This is a genomic window from Cohaesibacter marisflavi, assembly GCF_900115225.1.
In the GTDB taxonomy this organism is placed as follows: Bacteria; Pseudomonadota; Alphaproteobacteria; order Rhizobiales; family Cohaesibacteraceae; genus Cohaesibacter; species Cohaesibacter marisflavi.
Map to the genome: position 1 here is coordinate 194,529 of NZ_FOVR01000007.1, position 19,160 is coordinate 213,688.

Annotated in this window: 14 protein-coding genes; 9 read left to right on the forward strand and 5 right to left on the reverse strand. The window is 54.4% G+C overall.

Annotated elements, in window-relative coordinates; translation table 11 throughout:
* Positions 1–1,056, forward strand: coding sequence for an ABC transporter ATP-binding protein (locus BM258_RS14465; RefSeq protein WP_090073442.1), 1,056 nt, complete (start codon positions 1–3; stop codon positions 1,054–1,056).
* 183 nt (positions 1,057–1,239) lie between these two features.
* Here the strand turns inward: BM258_RS14465 and xylA are convergent, their stop codons facing one another.
* From xylA to BM258_RS14480, 3 genes are all read right to left on the reverse strand, one after another.
* Positions 1,240–2,547, reverse strand: coding sequence for a xylose isomerase (gene xylA, locus BM258_RS14470; protein ID WP_090073444.1), 1,308 nt, complete (start codon positions 2,545–2,547; stop codon positions 1,240–1,242).
* Complete coding sequence (gene xylB, locus BM258_RS14475) at positions 2,547–3,995, reverse strand: xylulokinase (RefSeq protein WP_090073446.1); 1,449 nt, start codon at positions 3,993–3,995, stop codon at positions 2,547–2,549. Before xylB ends, xylA begins: the two co-directional genes overlap by 1 nt.
* Before the next feature lie 177 nt (positions 3,996–4,172).
* Positions 4,173–5,411, reverse strand: coding sequence for an ROK family transcriptional regulator (locus BM258_RS14480; RefSeq protein ID WP_090073448.1), 1,239 nt, complete (start codon positions 5,409–5,411; stop codon positions 4,173–4,175).
* 609 nt (positions 5,412–6,020) lie between these two features.
* Between BM258_RS14480 and BM258_RS14485 the strand changes: the two genes are divergently transcribed.
* Positions 6,021–9,416 carry an acyl-[ACP]--phospholipid O-acyltransferase gene (locus tag BM258_RS14485; RefSeq protein WP_090073450.1) on the forward strand — a complete coding sequence of 1,132 codons (3,396 nt, stop codon included), beginning with the start codon at positions 6,021–6,023 and terminating at the stop codon, positions 9,414–9,416.
* Between the two features lie 201 nt (positions 9,417–9,617).
* Positions 9,618–10,622, forward strand: a complete 1,005-nt coding sequence (locus BM258_RS14490) for an aldose epimerase family protein (protein ID WP_090073452.1) — start codon at positions 9,618–9,620, stop codon at positions 10,620–10,622.
* 125 nt (positions 10,623–10,747) lie between these two features.
* Here BM258_RS14490 and BM258_RS14495 read toward each other — a convergent pair whose 3' ends face one another.
* The gene (locus BM258_RS14495) at positions 10,748–12,808 is read right to left on the reverse strand and encodes a methyl-accepting chemotaxis protein (protein WP_090073454.1); all 2,061 of its coding nucleotides are present in this window, start codon (positions 12,806–12,808) and stop codon (positions 10,748–10,750) included.
* A gap of 189 nt (positions 12,809–12,997) precedes the next feature.
* Positions 12,998–13,249 carry a hypothetical protein gene (locus tag BM258_RS14500; protein WP_090073455.1) on the reverse strand — a complete coding sequence of 84 codons (252 nt, stop codon included), beginning with the start codon at positions 13,247–13,249 and terminating at the stop codon, positions 12,998–13,000.
* Between BM258_RS14500 and BM258_RS14505 the strand changes: the two genes are divergently transcribed.
* From BM258_RS14505 to BM258_RS14530, 6 genes are all read left to right on the forward strand, one after another.
* Complete coding sequence (locus tag BM258_RS14505) at positions 13,248–14,723, forward strand: alkaline phosphatase (RefSeq protein WP_090073457.1); 1,476 nt, start codon at positions 13,248–13,250, stop codon at positions 14,721–14,723. The genes BM258_RS14500 and BM258_RS14505 overlap by 2 nt on opposite strands.
* A gap of 151 nt (positions 14,724–14,874) precedes the next feature.
* Complete coding sequence (locus BM258_RS14510; protein WP_090073459.1) at positions 14,875–15,321, forward strand: twin-arginine translocation signal domain-containing protein; 447 nt, start codon at positions 14,875–14,877, stop codon at positions 15,319–15,321.
* A 4-nt stretch (positions 15,322–15,325) separates the two neighbouring features.
* The gene (locus BM258_RS14515; RefSeq protein WP_090073461.1) at positions 15,326–16,012 is read left to right on the forward strand and encodes an ABC transporter ATP-binding protein; all 687 of its coding nucleotides are present in this window, start codon (positions 15,326–15,328) and stop codon (positions 16,010–16,012) included.
* Positions 16,005–17,339, forward strand: a complete 1,335-nt coding sequence (locus tag BM258_RS14520; RefSeq protein ID WP_090073463.1) for an ABC transporter permease — start codon at positions 16,005–16,007, stop codon at positions 17,337–17,339. Before BM258_RS14515 ends, BM258_RS14520 begins: the two co-directional genes overlap by 8 nt.
* 149 nt (positions 17,340–17,488) lie before the next feature.
* Entirely contained in the window at positions 17,489–18,064 is a 576-nt protein-coding gene (locus tag BM258_RS14525; RefSeq protein ID WP_175528080.1) for a copper chaperone PCu(A)C, read from the forward strand.
* Positions 18,065–18,136: 72 nt separating this feature from the next.
* Complete coding sequence (locus BM258_RS14530) at positions 18,137–18,916, forward strand: LamB/YcsF family protein (RefSeq protein ID WP_090073467.1); 780 nt, start codon at positions 18,137–18,139, stop codon at positions 18,914–18,916.
* Positions 18,917–19,160 lie beyond the last annotated feature (244 nt).

Below are 19,160 nucleotides of genomic sequence, written 5' to 3' on the forward strand. Positions count from 1 at the left end.
ATGGCATCGATTGAACTCAAGGCGGTAGAGAAATGGTTTGGTGAACTGCAAGTCATCAAAGGCGTTGATCTGGCCATCGAGGAGGGGGAGTTCATCATTTTTGTCGGACCATCGGGCTGTGGCAAATCCACCTTGCTCAGAACCATCGCGGGACTGGAGGAGTGCTCTCGCGGTGAGATTCTGATTGAGGGGCGCAATGTCACCGCCGACCCACCAGCCTCTCGCGGGTTGGCCATGGTGTTCCAGTCCTATGCGCTTTATCCGCATATGAATGTGCGCGACAATATGGGCTTCGGCCTGAAAACGGCGGGAACGCCCAAGGCCGAGATCGAGGAAAAGGTCAATGAAGCGGCGCGGGCATTGAAGCTGGAGACTTATCTGGACCGCAAGCCCAAAGAGCTTTCCGGCGGTCAACGCCAGCGCGTTGCCATCGGCCGGTCCATCGTGCGCAATCCGACGGCCTTCATGTTTGACGAACCCCTATCGAACCTTGATGCTGCGCTGCGGGTGGAAATGCGTTACGAGCTGGCCAAGCTGCATCGGGAGCTGAAGGCGACGATGATTTATGTAACCCACGATCAGGTGGAAGCCATGACATTGGCCGACCGTATCGTGGTGTTGCGCGATGGTATTATAGAGCAGGTCGGCTCACCCCGTACGCTCTATGAACGGCCGGGGAACCTGTTTGTGGCCCAGTTTATCGGCTCACCGAAGATGAATATCATGCCTTGCACGACCCAAGGAGATAATTACCTGCTGGAAGGTGCGCGCGGTGGCGTGCAAACCCAGCCCGGCGTGGCCAGCCATATCGGTGTGCGACCAGAAGCCATTTCGATAGGCGAGAAGGGCGAGGGTCAGTGCGACGGCGTGGTTGATATTGTTGAATATCTCGGCTCGGATACCCATCTGCTGGTCGATTGTGGCGGGCTCGGTGCTATTGGCGTGCGTCTTGATGGTGATGCCGCTGTGGAACCGGGCGATGAGGTTGGTCTGATTTTCAATCCCGACAAGCTGCATTTCTTTGATGAGGCAGGCTTGGCTTTGCCGCGCCAATGATGGGGGGCACTCTGCTGTTTGCGGGTGTTGCAATGTTGCGCATTCCGGTCTTTTTTCCCTTTTGAAACGACAGGGTTGAAGAGCTGAAAAGCGCGCACTGCCAGATGAGCAAACGGGGCAAGAAAAAAACGGGGCGGCATGGCCGCTCCGTTTTCAGTTTTCGGGAGGAGGACTGGATTTCTATCAAACGAACCGGTTGACCAGATTTTCCAGTTTTTCTTGTTTACCGGAGCGTGGCTCTGGATTGATGTCGTCTTTGAGAACGCGCTCGGAAATGCTTTCCAGCGTTCCGTTTGCCAGCATGTCCTTGTTGACGTCTTTGTCCCAGTCGGCATAACGCTCTTTGAGAGCCGCTTCCAGACCGCCATCTTCGAGCATGGCTGCAGCAGCTTTGAGGCCACGTGCACAGATATCCATGCCGCCGATGTGACCGGCAACCAGATCTTCTGCATCAAGCGACTGACGGCGCAGTTTGGCGTCAAAGTTGGTGCCGCCGGTCGTGAAGCCACCTGATTTGAGGATGTGGTAGTAAGCCAGAGCCACTTCAGGGGTGTTGTTCGGGAACTGATCGGTATCCCAGCCGGACTGATAGTCGTTGCGGTTCATGTCGATGGAACCGAGCATGTTGTCAGCAGTGGCAACGGCGATTTCATGTTCAAAGCTGTGGCCGGCAAGAATGGCATGGCCCTGTTCGAGGTTCAGTTTGACCTCGCCTTCCAGACCATATTTGCGCAAGAAGCCAATGCAGGTAGCAGCATCAAAGTCATACTGGTGCTTGCTTGGTTCCTGTGGTTTTGGTTCCACCAGAATGGTGCCCTTGAAGCCGATCTTGTGCTTGTAGTCCACGACCATGTTGAGGAAACGGCCCATATGGTCCAGTTCCTGGCCGATGTCGGTGTTCAGCAGGGTTTCGTAGCCTTCACGGCCGCCCCAGAGCACATAGTTCTGGCCACCCAGACGATGGGTTGCATCCATGCAGCTTTTGACTGTTGCTGCGGCATAGGCGAAGACATCCGGATCAGGGTTGGTGGATGCGCCAGACATGAAGCGGCGGTTGGAGAACATGTTGGCCGTGCCCCAAAGCAGCTTGGTTTCGGAGCTTTCCATCTTCTCTTCGAAATAGTCGACGATTTCGTTGAGGTTGGAGAGGCTTTCAGCGAAATTTTTACCTTCAGGGCGAACGTCCACATCGTGGAAGCAGAAATAAGGAGCGCCCAGAAGATCGAACAATTCGAATGCCACGTCGGCTTTCAGTTTGGCCTTGGACATTTCATCGCCGAACCAGGGGCGATCAAAGGTACGTCCACCAAACGGGTCGCCGCCTTCCCAAGCGAAGCTGTGCCAGTAAGCAATTGCAAAACGCAGATGCTCTTTGAGGCTTTTGCCCATCACGATCTCGTCGGGATTGTAATGGTGGAAGGCAAGCGGATTGTCGCTTTCAGGGCCTTCATATTTGATTTTGGACAGGGAACCGAAAAAGTCTGTCATGATCAGAGATCCTTCAGGGATGAATAGGCGGCTGCGTAACGGGCATAGACATTTTCAAAGCTGTCCTGCAGGGCCTTGTTTGGATAGAAGCTTTTTTCAATAGTGGGCATTGTACACAGAACCGAAGGATCACCCTTCTGGTCTGCTACGAGGCCCATGCGAGCGGCGCCGAAGGCTCCGCCAAAATCTCCGGCGGTTGGCCGGTCGATCTGTTTGTCCAGAATGGTTGCCAGCAGTGACAGCCAATAGTCGGAAGATGATCCGCCACCCACGGCTATGAGTCGGCTCAGGCTGGTGCCAGCCGCTTCCAGTGCCTTGATGCCATCCTTGAATGCGTAAGAGATGCCTTCAAGAACAGCACGGGTGAGGGCAACCTGGTCATCCGGATGGGACAGGCCGATGAAGCCGCCACGAATGTTGGCGTCATTGTGAGGCGTGCGCTCTCCACCAAGATAGGGGAAGAACAATGCTGATCCGGGTGCGGTCACCTCGTCGCCGAGGGCCCTGGTGAGGTCCGCTGCGCCTGAACCAACCAGCTTGGCATACCAGTTGAGCGCGTCGGTTGCGGCCAGAATGACCGCCATATGACACCAGTGATTGGCGGTGGAATGGCAGAAGGTGTGCACGGCGCTTTCAGGCAGTGGCCGATAGCTGTCAATGGCGGCATAGATTACGCCACTGGTACCCAGCGAGATAAAGGCATCACCTTCGCCGACAATACCGGTGGCGATCGCGGAGGCTGCATTATCGCCAGCGCCGCCAGCCACGATAGTCTCGGCAGAAAAACCCCAGCGCTCGACGAGTTCCTTGCGGATGGTGCCGGTGCTTTCGGTGCTTTCTGCAAGGGCTGGCATGTGAGACTTGTCCAGACCGGTGGCAGCCAGCAGATCGGAAGACCATTCCCGTTTGCCCACATCCATCCATGAGGTGCCAGCGCTGTCGGAATAGTCAGAGACATAGTCGCCGGTCAGCCAGAGGCGCAGATAATCCTTGGGAAGCAGCACCTTCTTGATCTGGTCGAAAAGCTCGGGCTTGTTGGCCTGCATCCACGCCAGTTTCGGCGCGGTGAAACCGGGGAAGACGATGTTGCCTGTCAGCTCGCGAAAGCCGGGGGTCGCATCAAGCCTTGCAGCTTCTTCGTGGCTGCGGGTGTCATTCCACAGAATGCATGGTGCGATCGGCGTGTCCGTTGAATCCAGCATGGTAGCCCCGTGCATCTGGCCAGAAAGGCCTATGGCGCGTACCTGCTTGATGGCTTCCGGATGAGATGCAACCAGATCATCAAAGGCAGCAGCGGTAGCCAGAATCCAGCTTTGCGGGTCCTGTTCACTCCAGCCTGAAGAAGGGCGTGACACCGAAAGAGATTGGTTTGTCGAAGCGATGATCTGCTGACTTTCAGACATGATCACCACCTTGACCCCGGACGTGCCCAGGTCAATTCCCAAATACATTTTTTCCTCCCGCCTTGAGACGCGTATTTATGATCATACGACTGGATCTGAGGGGTTGCTCGTTGGGAGAGATATTATTTTAGTATGTAAAATAAATCAAGATGAGCGCGTCCAAATCCACTGGTAATGATATCATTACCGGTAACGCGATCTAGATTAGGCGGTGGTTTCTGGCGCTCAGGCGCTCGTTTCAGCGCTTCCCAACTGATCCAGAGAAATGCGGACAACCTCCTCCAGAGCAAAGGCTGCCGCGCCTTTTGCCCACATCATGTCGCCCCACTTGTGGATGCGAATTTCCGGTTCGTGATGCCCTTTGAGAATGGTGGAAGAGCGGACCATGTCGAACACTTGCTGGGCGTAGAGATAGTCAAACTGCATCTGTTCACCGGAGAGGATTACCATGGCCGGATCAAACAGATTGACCAGATTGGCAAGGCCCATGGAGAACATGCGGCTGGCGCGGTCAAAGATGGACTTGGCCATCCTGTCGCCTTCCTTGGCGGCGGCGAACAGTTGGACGAGACGGTCTTCTTCGCTGGTGCCTTCTTCCCAATGCTTGAAGAGATTGGCCTCACGCAAGAGGGCATAATCGGCGACATAGGCTTCCAGACAGCCACGTTGGCCGCACCGGCAAAGTGCTCCTTCCGACTGCACTTTGGTATGGCCGAATTCTGCGCCAAAGCCTTGTGTGCCGCGGAAAATCTCTCCGTCTAGCACGATGCCCAGTCCGACCCCCTGTTCGATCGTGACGACCAGAAAATCGGGCACATCCCGACCAAATCCGAACCAGAGTTCGGCGATGGCCACTGCGTTGGCGTCGTTTTCCACGAACACCGGCATGGGCATGATCTCTTCCATCAATTGCTTGAGGTTGAATTCCTGTTCCTGAAACAGCGGGCACCAGTCGACAAAGCCTTCTGTGGCTTGAATGGTGCCCGGCAGGCCGATGCCGACTGCGGAAAGATCTTCGGGCTTGACGCCCGCAGAGGCGGAAACGGTTTCCACCACTTGCGGAATAAGCTTGCACAAGGCCGTGCGATCAATGGGTGGGCGTGGCATGGGAACTTTGGCCTTGCCCAGTTGCTTGCCTTCCAGATCGAGCACCACGGCGCTGATGCTGCGGCCGGTCAGCTTCATGCCGGCTACGATGTGGGATTCTCCACGCAGCTTGAGGTCCACTCTGGGGCGTCCACGCTTGGATTGGCCCGGTTCGACCTCTCTTTGCACCTCTTCAATCAGGCCTGCTGCGATAAGCTCTGCCGTGATGGAAGTGACGGTGGCCGGACTCATGCCTGTGGCGTTGGCGATGTCGATGCGGGCAACCTGAAAGTTATTGCGTATATGAGAAAAAACCAGATTCCGCCCCTGACTCCTCTGCTCAGTGATCTGTGACGTTTTTTTGATGGAATTTCTCATTGCGGATTACTTTGCTGGTTTTGCTTGGGCGGTTGCTTTTTGGCCTTGGTCTCTTTTTGAAAATGCCAAAAGCAGCGCTTGAACGGATCTTTGTGAGCCATCATAAGTCATTTAAATTTGAAGTCCAAATTAAATGGTTGGTGCTATGACGGCTTGCTTTCTATCGGTGTTTCTTCTTTGCCTTGGGGTAAAGAATACTCTGGCGTGCCCCGAGGTGATATCCGTTCTATGCATAATTATGCGGGATATCCAGAAATGTAGTGGAAAACTGACCTTTGGACTCAGTATGCATTATTTCATGGCTATGGATGACGCGCGCATTTCAAGCAACGCGCTGGAGATTGCTTGCGCGAGATTGTTGGCGCGAGATTGCGCGGCATGCTCGTTATGCTTGCGCATTGTGCAATTACTGTTTTGCAAATTCGGATTTTCTCCATATTGTGATGTGGATTTGTGCAAGCTGAGCACTTGCACTCCCTTGAGCCGGTTTGCTTAGCCTAAAGTTTGGGCTACCCTTTTCATCCTGATTGTCTTTAAAGCCTGTTGGTGGAAACAGGCCCTGATGACAATTTGTTCGCTTGGCAAAAATATAAAAGAAAGCTCGCCTGTATGCGTCGCCATCTGATGATATCGAAACGGTTTGCGCCTCTGTTCTGGACGCAATTTCTCTCTGCGTTCAATGACAACTTTCTGCGCTATTCCCTTGTCTTTCTTATTCTTGTGCAGTTGCAGGGGGACGAAGCCGCTTCTCTGATTACGTTGGCGAGTGCCATTTTCATGCTGCCTTTCCTGATCTTGTCAGCGCTTGGAGGGGAGCTGGCAGATAAATATGACAAGGGGTGGCTTGCCGAGCGGCTGAAGCTGTTCGAGATTGGTGCGGCCTTTGTGGCCGTTGCCGGGATCATCATGGCCTCGGTGCCCGTGTCCATGCTGGCGCTGTTTCTTTTCGGGGTGATTTCGGCCCTGTTCGGGCCCATCAAATATGGCATCTTGCCTGATCTGATGGGACGGCGGGATTTGCCCGGAGCGAACGCATGGGTGGAAGGGGCAACCTTTATTGCTATATTAGGGGGCACTATTGCGGCCGGTTTCGTGGCCGATGACGGGCTCGACTCCAGGGTTTTTGCGCCGGTGATGCTGATCCTGGCGCTCGTCTGCTGGCTGATCAGCCGACATATTCCAAAGACGGGCTTCAGCAACCCCGATTTGCATGTGTCCGCCAATATTCTGGGCTCCACGGTGCGTCTTGTCAGGGAATTGCATGAAGACAAGCGGCTCTGGACGACCGCGTTATTCATCTCGTGGTTCTGGATGATGGGCGCTGTGCTGACCGCTCTTGTTCCCAGTTTCGTTGATCAGGTCATGGGCGGTAGCCCGCTGGTGGTGACCATCTATTCGGTGGTCTTTGCTGTATCTGTCGCCATCGGGTCGGCCATTGCCGCCTGGCTTTGTGCCGGGCGCGTGGTTCTACTGCCAGCGCCATTTGGTGCGGCGCTGCTGGCTTTTTTCTGTATGCAGCTGGCGTGGAATCTTTCGCAGATCAGCGAACCCCTTGTTGCCGATAGCGTGCTCGATTTCTTTACCCATACCGCAGCCATCCGCGTGGCGATCGATCTAGGCGGGCTTGCGGTTTCCGGTGCTTTGCTTGTGGTGCCAAGCTTCACTGCCTTGCAAAGCTGGGCGCGGCGCGATCATAGGGCGCGGGTCGTGGCTGGAGCCAATATTCTCAATGCCGGTTTCATTGTCTTTTCTGGTGCTGCTGTTGCTGCGTTTCAGGCGGTGGGGCTTAGCGCGTCGCATGTCTTTACCACTCTGGCCGTTGCCAATATCGTTGTCGCGTGGCTGATGGTGCGCTACATGCCGACCAACCCCTTGTGGGATCTGGTCAATATCCTGTTTCGCACATTCTCGCGTCTTGAAGTGGAGGGGCGCGAAAATCTGGAGAAAGCAGGCAAGTCGCCTATTCTTGCCTTCAATCATGTGAGCTTTCTGGATGGACCGCTGGCCATGGCCATCACCGAGGAAGAGCCGATCTTTGCCATCGATGCAAAAACGGCAAAGACCTGGTGGATGCATCCCTTCATGCGCTTCTTCAAATATCTTGTGCTGGAACCTTCCCAGCCCGTTGCGACAGAAGCCGTGGTTGATGCCTTGCAGAGTGGCAATTCCCTTGTGATCTTTCCTGAAGGGCGCGTTTCGGCGACCGGCGGCTTGATGAAGGTTTATGACGTGGCTGCCATGGCCGCAGAGATGACGGGCTCCAAGGTTGTGCCTATTCGCATTGAAGGGTTGGAGCGCAGCTATTCAACAGCCATCGAGCCGGGCAATGTGCGTCGCCAATTCTTCCCCAAGGTTAAGGTGACGATCCTTGAACCGGTAAAGCTGCAGGTGCCACCCAGTTTCAAGGGGCGCAGACGTCGCATGGCGGCGGGTGCTTCGCTGCAGCGGGTGATGTCTGAACTTGTGTTGCGCACCACCGACGTGGATATGACGGTGCTTGAAAATGTCATCAAGGTGGCACACGGCGTGGGGATGCGGCGTGTGACGCTGGAGGATCCGTTTGCGGGCCAGATGACTTATGGGCGCCTTTTGACGGCTGCTCGCGTGTTGGGAACCCATTTCCAGCGCGATTTTGCAGATGAGGAAAGGGTTGGGGTGCTGCTGCCCAACGCAACGGGAACGGCGGCTGTGATCCTTGGTCTGATGTCGGCAGGCAAGATTCCTGCGATGCTCAATTTCTCGACGGGCGTTGCCAACATGATCTCGTCTTGTCAAACGGCTCAGCTCAAATCTGTGCTCACATCACGCACATTTGTCGAGCAGGGCAAGATGGAGGACATGATCGCCAAGTTGGGTGAGCATGTAGAGATTGTCTGGGTGGATGATCTCAAGGACAAGACGGGCACCAAGGATAAATTGGCAGGCCTGCTGCATCGTTCCAAGCCTCTGGTTGCGCGCAAGGCCGATGATCCGGCCTTCATTCTGTTTACTTCCGGCTCGGAAGGCTTGCCCAAGGGCGTTATTCTGACCCATCGGAATCTCTTGGCCAATATTGCGCAAGCGGCCGCTGCCATCGACTTCAATATGGGAGATGTGGCCTTTAACGTCTTGCCGATGTTCCATTGCTTTGGCTTGACGGTCGGTACGATTTTGCCGCTCATTCATGCGATACCAGTTTATCTCTATCCCTCGCCGCTGCATTATCGGATCATTCCCGAGCTGGTTTATGGCACCAATGCGACGTTGTTCTTCGGCACGGATACGTTCCTTAATGGCTATGCACGCACCGCTCATCCGTTTGACTTCCGCAGCGTACGCTATTGCATTTCAGGCGCAGAAGCGGTCAAGGCGCCAACGCGGGAGCTGTTCATGCAGCGCTTTGGTGTGCGGCTGCTGGAAGGCTATGGTGTGACAGAAACCGCGCCGGTGATTGCCGTCAATACGCCGATTTTCAACAAGGTCGGTACCGTGGGCAAGGCATTGCCCGGCATTCAGACCAAGCTCAGTCCGGTGCCGGGCCTTAAGGAAGGCGGGAGGCTGCTCATCAAGGGCGACAATGTCATGGTTGGTTATTTGAGTGCCGATAAACCCGGAGAGGTGATCCCGCCGCCGGATGGATGGCATGATACCGGCGATATCGTCACCATCGATGAAGAGGGCTATATCAAGATTATCGGGCGGGCAAAACGCTTTGCCGATATTGCCGGAGAGAAGGTGTCGCTGGCAGCTGTTGAAGTGTTGGCCTTTGACCTCTGGCCGGACTATCTGTCGGCGGCGGCGCGCTTGCCCGATGCCAAGAAGGGCGAAAAGATCATTCTGGTAACCAATAAACCTGATGCAGATCTGTTTGAATTCTCCCGTCATGCGAAGGCCAATGGGGCGGCAGACATTTTGGTACCAGCCGAGCTGATTATTGATGAGGTGCCGGTTCTGGCAACCGGCAAGGTCGATCTGGCTTCGGTGCAAAGGCGAGTGGAAGAGATCAAAGGGGTGAAATGTCACTAGCCCGGAGAGGGCTTGCGTCATCTTGATTGATATGGCGGCTTAAAGTGGTGGGGATGCGGGATGCAATTTTACCGGTCTTTGCTCTGACGCAATTTTCCAAACGCGAAGTCTGATAGGCTTTCGCTAAATTTTCAAAAGGCGCGCTGTCTGGTGCTTGCCAACAGTTGTTGCGCCGTTTTTACTGGTTAGAGGAACTCACTTATGTCTGTTGAACAATTTGGTGTCATGCCGGATGGTACGCCGGTGCAGCGTGCGACTATTCATGGTGGTGGTCTGACCGCCAAGATCCTGTCTTATGGAACGGTCATTCAGGATCTGCGTCTTGATGGGCATGACAAGCCGCTGGTCTGTGGCTTTGAAAAGTTGGAAGATTATCTCGCCTATGGGTCGCATTTCGGTGCAACAGCCGGTCGCGTGGGTAACCGCATTCGCGATGGGCATCTGGAACTGGACGGCAAGACCTATCAGCTGGACACCAACTTCCTTGGCAAACATACCTTGCATGGTGGCAAAAAGGGTATGGGTGTTCAGGTCTGGACCTTCGATAAGGTGGAAGAGAATGCCGTGCATATGTCCACCACCTTGCCAGACGGAGAAATGGGTTTTCCGGGCAATCTGACCATCAAGATTGTCTATTCCCTTCTGGAAGGGGGCGTTCTGGATATGGCCATGTCAGCGACGACGGACGCCACAACGCTCTGCAATCTGGCTCATCACAGCTATTTCAATCTTGATGGCGATCCAACCGTCATGGATCATATGCTGCAGGTGGATGCCGAGCAGTATCTGGAGGTCAATGACGAGCTGATCCCGACGGGCAAGCTTTTGCCGGTGGAAGGCACAAGCCTTGATTTCCGCACCACCAAGCGGGTGGGCGGAGCAACCAGCATTGCCGCGATCGACAATAACTATTGTCTCGCAGATGCTGGCGGAGCTCTGCGTCGGGTTGCGACTCTTTCCAGCCCCAAATCCGGTGTCAGCATGGATGTAACGACCACGGAGCCGGGCGTTCAGGCCTATGATGGCGTGAATATGAAAGACGGCATGCCGGGGCTTGAAGGCGTCACCATGGGCAAGCATGGCGGCTTCTGCCTTGAGCCGCAGATCTGGCCAGATGCTATCCATAATCCGGACTTTCCGTCTGCGGTTCTGAAGCCGGGCGAGAGCTATTCCCAGCATACACAATATATCTTCAAGAAAAGCTGAGTGCAGATACCCCGCTTTGATGCGTGCTGATTTTCGGGGCTGTTAAGCAAGATGAAAAACAGGAAAACCGTGCAGGATTATCGCTTGCACGGTTTTTCTTTGTCTGCTGATTTGACCGTCAGGGCTTAGGCTGCTGCGACCTTTTCGAGAAAATCGTCAATGATGCCGCGCATGTCGGTGGCGACACTGGCAACGGTGGCTGATGCGGCTTGGACTTCATCGGCAGAGCTTTTGGTCTCTTCGGTGGAAGAGGCGACCTCGGAGATATTCTGCACGATGTCCTTGGTTCCTTCAGCGGCCTGCTGGATGTTCAGGGAAATCTCGTTGGTCGAGGCATTCTGCTCCTGCACGGCGGCGCTGATGGCCGTGGTATATTGGCTGATCTCGCTCATTTTGGCGGCTATGGAGCGGATGGCCTCGACAGAATCGCCGGTTGAGGACTGGATCGTCTGAACCCTGTTGGCGATGTCTTCGGTGGCCTTGCCTGTTTGGGAGGCCAGTTCCTTGACCTCTGCAGCAACGACTGCAAAGCCGCGCCCAGCCTCGCCCGCGCGTGCGGCTTCGATGGTTGCATTGAGGGCCAGCAGGTTGGTCTGTTCGGAAATATCCTTGATCAGCGAAACCACTTCGCCAATCTCTTCGGCAGCTGAGGCGAGGCTTGCGACTTTCCTGTCTGTCGCTGCGGCTTCATCAGAGGCGGTCATCACCAAGTCGTTGGTGCGGATTACCTGCTGCCCGATTTCCTCAATCGAAGAGGTCATCTCGGTGCTTGCAGCCGCCATCATCTGCACATTCTCGGAGGAATGGCTTGAGGCCTGATTGACCGAATGGGCGCGATCTGATGTAGCCGAGGATATATGATTGAGTGACGCCGCAGATTGCTGCATGCGCTCGGCGCTGTTGGAAACGGTGTGCAGGGCCTCCTGAATGCGGGTGCGGAATGTGTGGAACAGGGCGTCGATCTGATGCTGGCGTTCTTTCTGAGCGTGCATATGATTCTGCGCTTCCCGCTCCAGCTTCTGCCGCTCAATGGCATTTTCCTTGAACGTTCCGATGGCCTTGCTCATGGCGCCAATTTCGTCGGTGCGGTGGGCATGGGTTGCCTCTACGCTGAGATCATTCTGGGCAAGGCGCAGCATTGCTGAGGTCAGGCGGCGCAGAGGCGTGGTCAGCAGTTTGCGCAAGGCAAGGATCAGCAGAAGAATCGTGACGAAAAAGAAGAAGACCTTCGAGCCCATGCTCATCATGGAGGCTTCCTTGCGGGTATCCTCGATTGCCTGTTTGGATTCGTTGAGTTCGGCGGTGTAGCGTACAGTTTGCTGGGCGACCTTTTCCTTCTCGCTCTCGCTTGCCTTGATGAGTGCTGTCTTTTCTTCAGCCGCTTGCGCATCCATCTCCTTGATGAGCGCATCGGACTTTTCAAACAGGGCGATGAGTTCGCTGCTGTCTACCGCGACCTCTAGGACGCCTCGGTTGGGAATGGCAGCATCATGGCAGCTCTGGCAGTCTTCACTGTTTTTGAGGATGAAGTAGGAATAGGTGACCGGAATCTCGTTGCCGTCGTCATCCTCTAGAGTGGAATCAAAACTCTCCTTGTTGGAGAGCGTTTCCAGCGCCTTGTCGAAGGTTGCCCGGCGCTCTGCGGGAATCGACACCGCAGGGTCCGGTTTTCGGGACTCAAACACATCTGCATCGACATAGCTATTCACCGCTTCAATGGTCACATTGTCCCTGAAGGCAAGATTGCCGTCGGTGCGCCAGAGATTGATTGCCGCGATCTGCTTGTCTTCCAGCATCGCTTCAATGCGTTCCTCTGCAAGGGACGCTTCTCCGGCCATCATGGCGTTGCTTACAAGCGAGGCGACGGAAAGCGATATGCCTTGTCTGGTACCTTCCAGATAGGCCTGCTTCTGTTGGTTTTGCGCTGAAAGTTCGCTCTTGGCGAGGGTGTGGCTCAAAGCCTGTGTGTGCTCTTTGGAATCCAGAAGCCCGCTAAGCAATTGCTCGATCTGGGTGTCTTTCTGGTCGACAACTGCATGCATCTGGTCTGTCAGTTGCTCCGTCTTGTCATAAACACGGCTGCTTATCGATTGTGTTAGAATAGTATCTGCAACGAAAGTCAAAGCAACCAGAGTAAAAACAGTGGCGACGATTTTTGCGCTCAATGATTTCAAGTGGTTAAACATTTAACTTGTCCCTCAGATATTATTATGTTCTTGGTTGTATTTTATGAGAGCCGCCGTCTCTTATGGTTTCCCTCTCATTTAATTATTCAAAATATAATATTACATTAATTGAATAGAATAGATCGGTCTTCGTTGTGTTCTGTATTGGATAAAATTCATAATACTAAAGTTGTTGGTAGTATTTTCCTTTTAGGGTGGAGAATAAATTTGCAACTGGAAATAACTTTCTGAGGGGCTGATTGTAATATCGCTCCAGGAATGAATTTTGTTGAATTTGGAGTAAAAGAGGTCTGTTCCTGCCTGGATGACTACTGTTTCGGATGGATTTTCCGCACTTTCTTTTTTCTTTTGATTTAGTTCAAGTTCGTCTCCTTTTGTTACATAAGTGTCATCAAGCACTCCTAGGTTGCGGACATTACCTTGATCGGGAGTTTTCATCATGAAAAAATCAATCCTTGTAGCGGCATCCCTGCTGCTTACATCGTCTGTCGCATTTGCGGCTGATTTCAAACAGGCTGACAATCAGTGGTTCAAGGATGCGCAGGCATCCATCAAGGCCCGCATGGCCGTTCAGCCCATCACCAATAAAGCCAAAAACATCATTCTGTTGATTGCAGATGGCAACGGTGTCGGCTCCAACTATGCGACCCGCCTTTATGCCGGTCAGCAGGCTGGCAAGCTGGGCAGTGAACATGTTCTACCGCAGGATGCCCTGCCGCATGTTGCGCTGGTTAAAACCTACAACACCAATGCCCAAACCCCTGATTCTGCCGGTACAGGCACCGCTTTCCATACCGGCGTAAAGACCAAGGCCGGTGTGCTTGGTGTTGACGAAACGCTTGCGCGCGGCGACTGCTCTGCAGTTGAAGGCGCAACGGTTACCAACGCTGTTGAAACCTTCTCTGCCATGGGTAAACAGATCGGTGTCATCTCCACCGCTCGCCTCACCCACGCAACGCCTGCTTCTGCCTATGCGCACTCTGCGGATCGTAACTTCGAAGCCGATTCCTATCTGCCGGAAGGCTGTGGCCAGAAAGATATTGCCGTCCAGCTCATCGACGTGATGAAATCCGGCGCTGTCGATATCGCAATGGGCGGTGGTCGTCGCAACTTCATCACCAAAGAGACCAAGGGTGACGAGGGCAAAAGCGGCAAGCGCACAGATGGTAAGAATCTGATTGAAGAAGCCAAAGCTGCAGGCATCCAGTATATCTGGGATGACAAGACCTTCGCATCTGCCGATTGGAGCAAGCCGGTTCTTGGCCTGTTTGAATCCTCCCACATGAAATATGAAGCAGACCGCACCGGCGAACCTTCTCTGGCTGAAATGACCGAAGCCAGCATCAAGGCTCTGGGTGGTTCGGAGAATGGCTACTTCCTGACCATTGAAGCGGGTCGTGTTGACCATGCCAACCATGCCGGTAACGCTGCGCGTACGGTCACGGATGGCGTTGCCTTTGCTGAAGCGATTGCCAAGGCCGTCGAAATGACGGATCCGCAGGAAACCCTGATTGTTGTCACCGCTGACCATGAACATGCGATTGCCTTTAACGGCTATTGCGGGCGTGGGTCTGATGTTTTGGGCCTATGCTACGATATCGATCCGGCTGGCACCAAACATTCCGATAAACCGCTGATGGGCAAGGATGGCAAGCCTTACACCGTTGTTGGCTTCCTCAATGGCCCGGGCTCTATTCTGGGTGAAGACGGCTCCGGATCTCGCCCTGAGGTTACGCAGGAACAGGCAACGGACATCGATTATGTTCAGCAGTCCCTGATCCCGCTGTCTTCTGAATCCCACTCTGGCGAAGACGTTGCTGTTTATGGTCGCGGCCCATGGTCTCACCTGTTCGATTCAACCATCGAGCAGAATGAAATCTTCCATGTCATGCTTCAGGCTGCAACGGCAGAATAAGGCCCGGTTGGTACCTTCATACAAAAAAGAAGAGGGGCATCTGCCCCTCTTTGTTTGCTCTGTTGGCCCCTCATCGGGGAGGGGCAAGATGCCAAGCTTCCTGCTTGGGCGGAGGCTTGCAACAGGTCGTTTGAAAGAGAGGAATATTACATTGGATCGTCGTGCGCTTCTTAAAGGGTCCGCAGTTGTTGCTGGCGGTGGCCTGCTGGGGCTGTCGCTGATGCCGTCTGCGCTCGCGGCCCCAAAATCCATCAAAATGCGTGAGCTGTACAACAAGGATTTGTCATTCTCCGATTTTGCAAAGGAGCATGAAGGGCAGGTTATTTCTGTAAATGGCTTCATGGCGCCGCCCCTGAAGGCGGAATCAAAATTCTTTGTTCTGACGAAAATGCCAATGGCCGTATGTCCCTTCTGTGAGCCCGAAGCGGACTGGCCCGACGATATTCTGGCGATCTATGCGCGCCGGATTGTTGATGTCATTCCTTTCAACAAGCGCATCGTGGTCGACGGGCGGCTTCATTTGGGTGGCTATTCCGATCCGGAAACCGGCTTCTACAGCATGGTGAGGCTGGAAAACGCGCAATATCGGCGGGTATAAGGGCATGAATTCGCTGGAATTGTCTGTACAGGATTTGCTGGTCTCGGGCGAGCGCGGGCGCACGCTATTGACCGTTGAGCAACTGGTGGTCCATCCCGGAGAGACCGTTGGGATCAGAGGGCCATCCGGAGCAGGCAAGTCAACCATGCTTTATGCACTGGCCGGGCTGGCCAATGTGGCGCAGGGACAGGTGCGCTGGGGAGACGCCGAGCTTTCCACCATGGGCGAAGAGGCTCGGGCCCGATTTCGCCGCTCTAGCGTTGGTATGGTGTTTCAGGATTTCCTGCTGTTTGAAGAACTCGATGCCGTTTCTAATGCAGCCATTGCTACCGGTTATCTGCATGGTTCCAGACATGCTGCACTTCTGGAGCGGGCGCAGAGCACGCTTCAGAAACTCAATGTCAAGGACCTGACGCAGCGGACAATTGCCAGCTTTTCTGGCGGTGAGCGTCAGCGGGTCGCTATTGCCAGAGCGCTGGCCCATGATCCGGCTGTCATTCTGGCTGATGAGCCAACCGCGAGCCTTGATCGCAAGGTTGCAGATCAGCTGATTGATGATCTGGTTGCTCTTGTCCGGCAGGAAAAGAAGACGCTGATCGCCGTCAGCCATGATCATCATTTGCACGAACGCATGGACCGGATCATCGACATCGAAGATGGACGCATGGTCGGGGAGGTGCGCAATGACTGATTTCTATTATGACTATATCGCACCTTGGTGGGATCTGCTCTCGCCTGATATGCAAGATGGCGCATTGCTCATTCTCTATATTCTTCCCTGCCTTATCGTCGGCTTTGTGGTGGTGCGCGGCATGCGTCCCTATGCACTGGTCAAGGCCATGCTCTGGCAATTTCGCTGGTCCAATCTCGTATTTGTGTTGCTGATCGCCGTTTCCGTTGCGCTGGGTGTCGGGCTCATTGCGCAGGAGCGGGGCTTGCGCAAGGGCACGGCACGGGCTGCAGAAAAATTCGATCTGGTGGTTGCCGCTCCGGGCAGTGAATTGACCAATGTGTTGGCGACGGTCTATTTGCAAGCCTCCGATATGCCTTTGCTGGATGGCGCGCTTTATCATCGGATTGCGACACACGAGCAGGTGGATTTTGCTGCGCCTATTGCCTTTGGCGATAGCTTCAAGGGGGCGCCCGTTGTGGGCACGACAATCACATTTATTGATCATCTGAGCGGTTCGCTTAAAGAGGGCGCTCTGTTCGGGACTTATTCCGAGGCTGTGATCGGGGCCAATGTGCCGCTGTCTCTGGGTGATCGCTTTACCCCGGCGCATGGGCATGGCGATGGCGCCGATGCCGAGGCGCATGAAGGATCAGAATTTGTGGTGACCGGTCGCATGGAAAAGACCGGGAGTCCGTGGGATCAGGCCATTCTGGTGCCGGTTGAGGCGGTCTGGATGGTGCATGGCCTTGGCAACGGCCACGGGTTGGATGAGCCGTCTGCGCTTGGCCCTCCATTTGATCCGGCAACATTCCCCGGAACGCCCTCCATTCTGGTTCATGCCAAACAGCTTTGGGCAAATTATGCGCTCAAGAATGCCTTCACCAACAAGGACAGCATGGCCTATTTCCCCGGCGCGGTTCTTTCTCAGCTCCATAGCGTCTTGGGAAATGTGCGTGAGGTGATGTCGGTGATGGCAGTTGTGACCCAGATTCTCGTGACTGCGGGTGTTTTGACCGGGCTCGTCATTCTGACCAAGCTCTTCTCACGCCGGTTGGCATTGCTGCGGGCTATTGGTGCGCCACGCCGCTTTCTGTTTTCGATTGTCTGGAGTTTTGCCGCCGTACTCATTCTGGCTGGCTCTGCTTTGGGTGTCCTTCTGGGCTTCGCGACGACACGTGTCATTTCTGGCATTGTCAGCGCCAGAACCAATATTCTTGTCGAGGTGATCCTGAGCTGGCCGGAATTCCATCTGGTGGCTGCCTTTGTCAGTTTGACGGTTTGTCTTGCCATGATCCCGGCTTTTCTGGCGCTGCGAAGACCTGTGGTGGCAGATTTGCGCGGATAAGGTTGTTTTGCAGCGGTGATGATGTGGTTTGCCCCACGATTGCCGCCGAAAAGCTATGCCAATCGGACTGGCGTGTTCGTTTGGATTTCTATTTTTCTAGCGAAGGTAACGTTATATCGTTTCTATCTTCTATCTATATGGAGAACCCAATGGGAAAGCGAACTGTTCTAGCCCTTTTACTTGCCTTCTCGGCGCCCATGATGATGCTGCCTGTCAGTATGAACCCTGCCTCTGCTCAGCAAGCCGGGCATGACCAAGATCATGAAAAGTCCGGACATGATGAGCATCATCACGAGGAAGGGGAGCATAGCGAGCATGTGAGTGAGCTTCATGGTATGCGGTCAGTGCACGCCTGGACGCGGGCCAGCAGCAAAGGGGATGATGCGCTGGTTTTCGTATCGCTTGAGAACGAGTCCGATCAAACAATCCTGTTCAAGGGCGGCGAATTTGATCATGCGCAGTCCGTTGAACTGGTCGGCTTCACCATGCAGGATGGAAAGGATGTCTATGTGCCTCTTCCTCAAATGCCGATCGAGGCGGGCCAGACAATGGTGCTTGCCCCAAAATCTCTTGCCTTGCGTCTTGGCCGGATCGATGAGGATTTGCATAAAGGGGACGTGATCGAGCTGCATTTGCTGTTTGATGTTGGCGAAATGCATGTGTCTGTGAATGTCGAAGCAGAGAGTGCCATGCATCACAGCCATGCTGGCCATATTCACAAATAAGACATCGACGGCTGGAAGCGCCGGGGTTATTTTGCCCCTAATGAACAGAATCAATCAATTGAGGGTGCTTATATGGCTGTTGTTGATCTGAACTCCGATATGGGAGAAAGCTTCGGGGCTTATGAAATTGGTGATGATGCTTCGATGCTGTCCATCGTCAGCTCCGCCAACGTAGCTTGCGGATTTCACGGGGGCGATGCTCTGGTGATGCACGAAACCTTGCGGCTGGCAAAGGAGAATGGCGTCGGCGTGGGAGCTCATCCGGGTTTTAATGATCTCTGGGGATTTGGCCGTCGGCCGATACAGGGGGATAGACCCGAAGATATCGAAAAGCAGATGATCTATCAGATTGGCGCCATTCAAGGTATGGCCACCGCGCTTGGTATCCGCGTTGGTCACTTCAAGGCTCATGGGGCTCTCAATAATATGGCCGCCGTGGATTATGATCTCGCGCTGGCAACGGCGCGGGCCGTGAGGGCCGTCGATCCGCAGATGATCTATGTTGCGTTGCCGGGCAGTGCCATGGAAAGGGCAGCCGAAAGCCTAGGGCTCTGCGTGGCGCGCGAGATTTTTGCCGATCGAGCCTATGAGGATGACGGTATGCTTGTCTCCCGCAAGAAGGCCGGGGCGATGATCGAAGATGCCGATGAAGCAGCAAGACGTATGGTGGACTTCGTGACGTCCGGAGAGATTGAGAGCGTTAGTGGCAAGCGCATTCCCGTTGCCATAGACACAATCTGTGTGCATGGGGACAGTGCCAAGGCCGTGGCCATGGCCAGCAAGGTGAGGGCCGCCTTGACCGCTGCGGGCGTCGACATCAAGCCAATGGTTGATACAGTGAAAGCAGGGTAATCGCTCTTCCTGAATGTCTCGTGAGATATGTTTGGAAAGATAGGGCAGGGCCGGAGGCCCTGCCTTTTTGTTTGTGCATCCTATTTAGGCAGCCAGGATATGGCATTTAACGCATCTCGTGCCTTTTCTGAAGTGCGATGGGGCGTCGATTGAGGGCCGGATCGGGTCTGCCTTTCGACGATATGCTGATGCTCGATGTAATCGTCGGTGGATAGTTTGTTGAATAAGTATGACTTATTGTCAC

Coding starts and splice junctions, on each gene's coding strand:
- BM258_RS14485 (WP_090073450.1), top strand. CDS start 6,021: ATGCGTCGCCATCTGATGATATCGAAACGGTTTGCGCCTCTGTTCTGG.
- BM258_RS14525 (WP_175528080.1), top strand. CDS start 17,489: ATGGGAAAGCGAACTGTTCTAGCCCTTTTACTTGCCTTCTCGGCGCCC.
- BM258_RS14520 (WP_090073463.1), top strand. CDS start 16,005: ATGACTGATTTCTATTATGACTATATCGCACCTTGGTGGGATCTGCTC.
- BM258_RS14480 (WP_090073448.1), bottom strand. CDS start 5,411: ATGAGAAATTCCATCAAAAAAACGTCACAGATCACTGAGCAGAGGAGT.
- BM258_RS14465 (WP_090073442.1), top strand. CDS start 1: ATGGCATCGATTGAACTCAAGGCGGTAGAGAAATGGTTTGGTGAACTG.
- BM258_RS14500 (WP_090073455.1), bottom strand. CDS start 13,249: ATGATGAAAACTCCCGATCAAGGTAATGTCCGCAACCTAGGAGTGCTT.
- BM258_RS14505 (WP_090073457.1), top strand. CDS start 13,248: ATGAAAAAATCAATCCTTGTAGCGGCATCCCTGCTGCTTACATCGTCT.
- BM258_RS14530 (WP_090073467.1), top strand. CDS start 18,137: ATGGCTGTTGTTGATCTGAACTCCGATATGGGAGAAAGCTTCGGGGCT.
- BM258_RS14495 (WP_090073454.1), bottom strand. CDS start 12,808: ATGTTTAACCACTTGAAATCATTGAGCGCAAAAATCGTCGCCACTGTT.
- xylB (WP_090073446.1), bottom strand. CDS start 3,995: ATGTATTTGGGAATTGACCTGGGCACGTCCGGGGTCAAGGTGGTGATC.
- BM258_RS14490 (WP_090073452.1), top strand. CDS start 9,618: ATGTCTGTTGAACAATTTGGTGTCATGCCGGATGGTACGCCGGTGCAG.
- BM258_RS14515 (WP_090073461.1), top strand. CDS start 15,326: ATGAATTCGCTGGAATTGTCTGTACAGGATTTGCTGGTCTCGGGCGAG.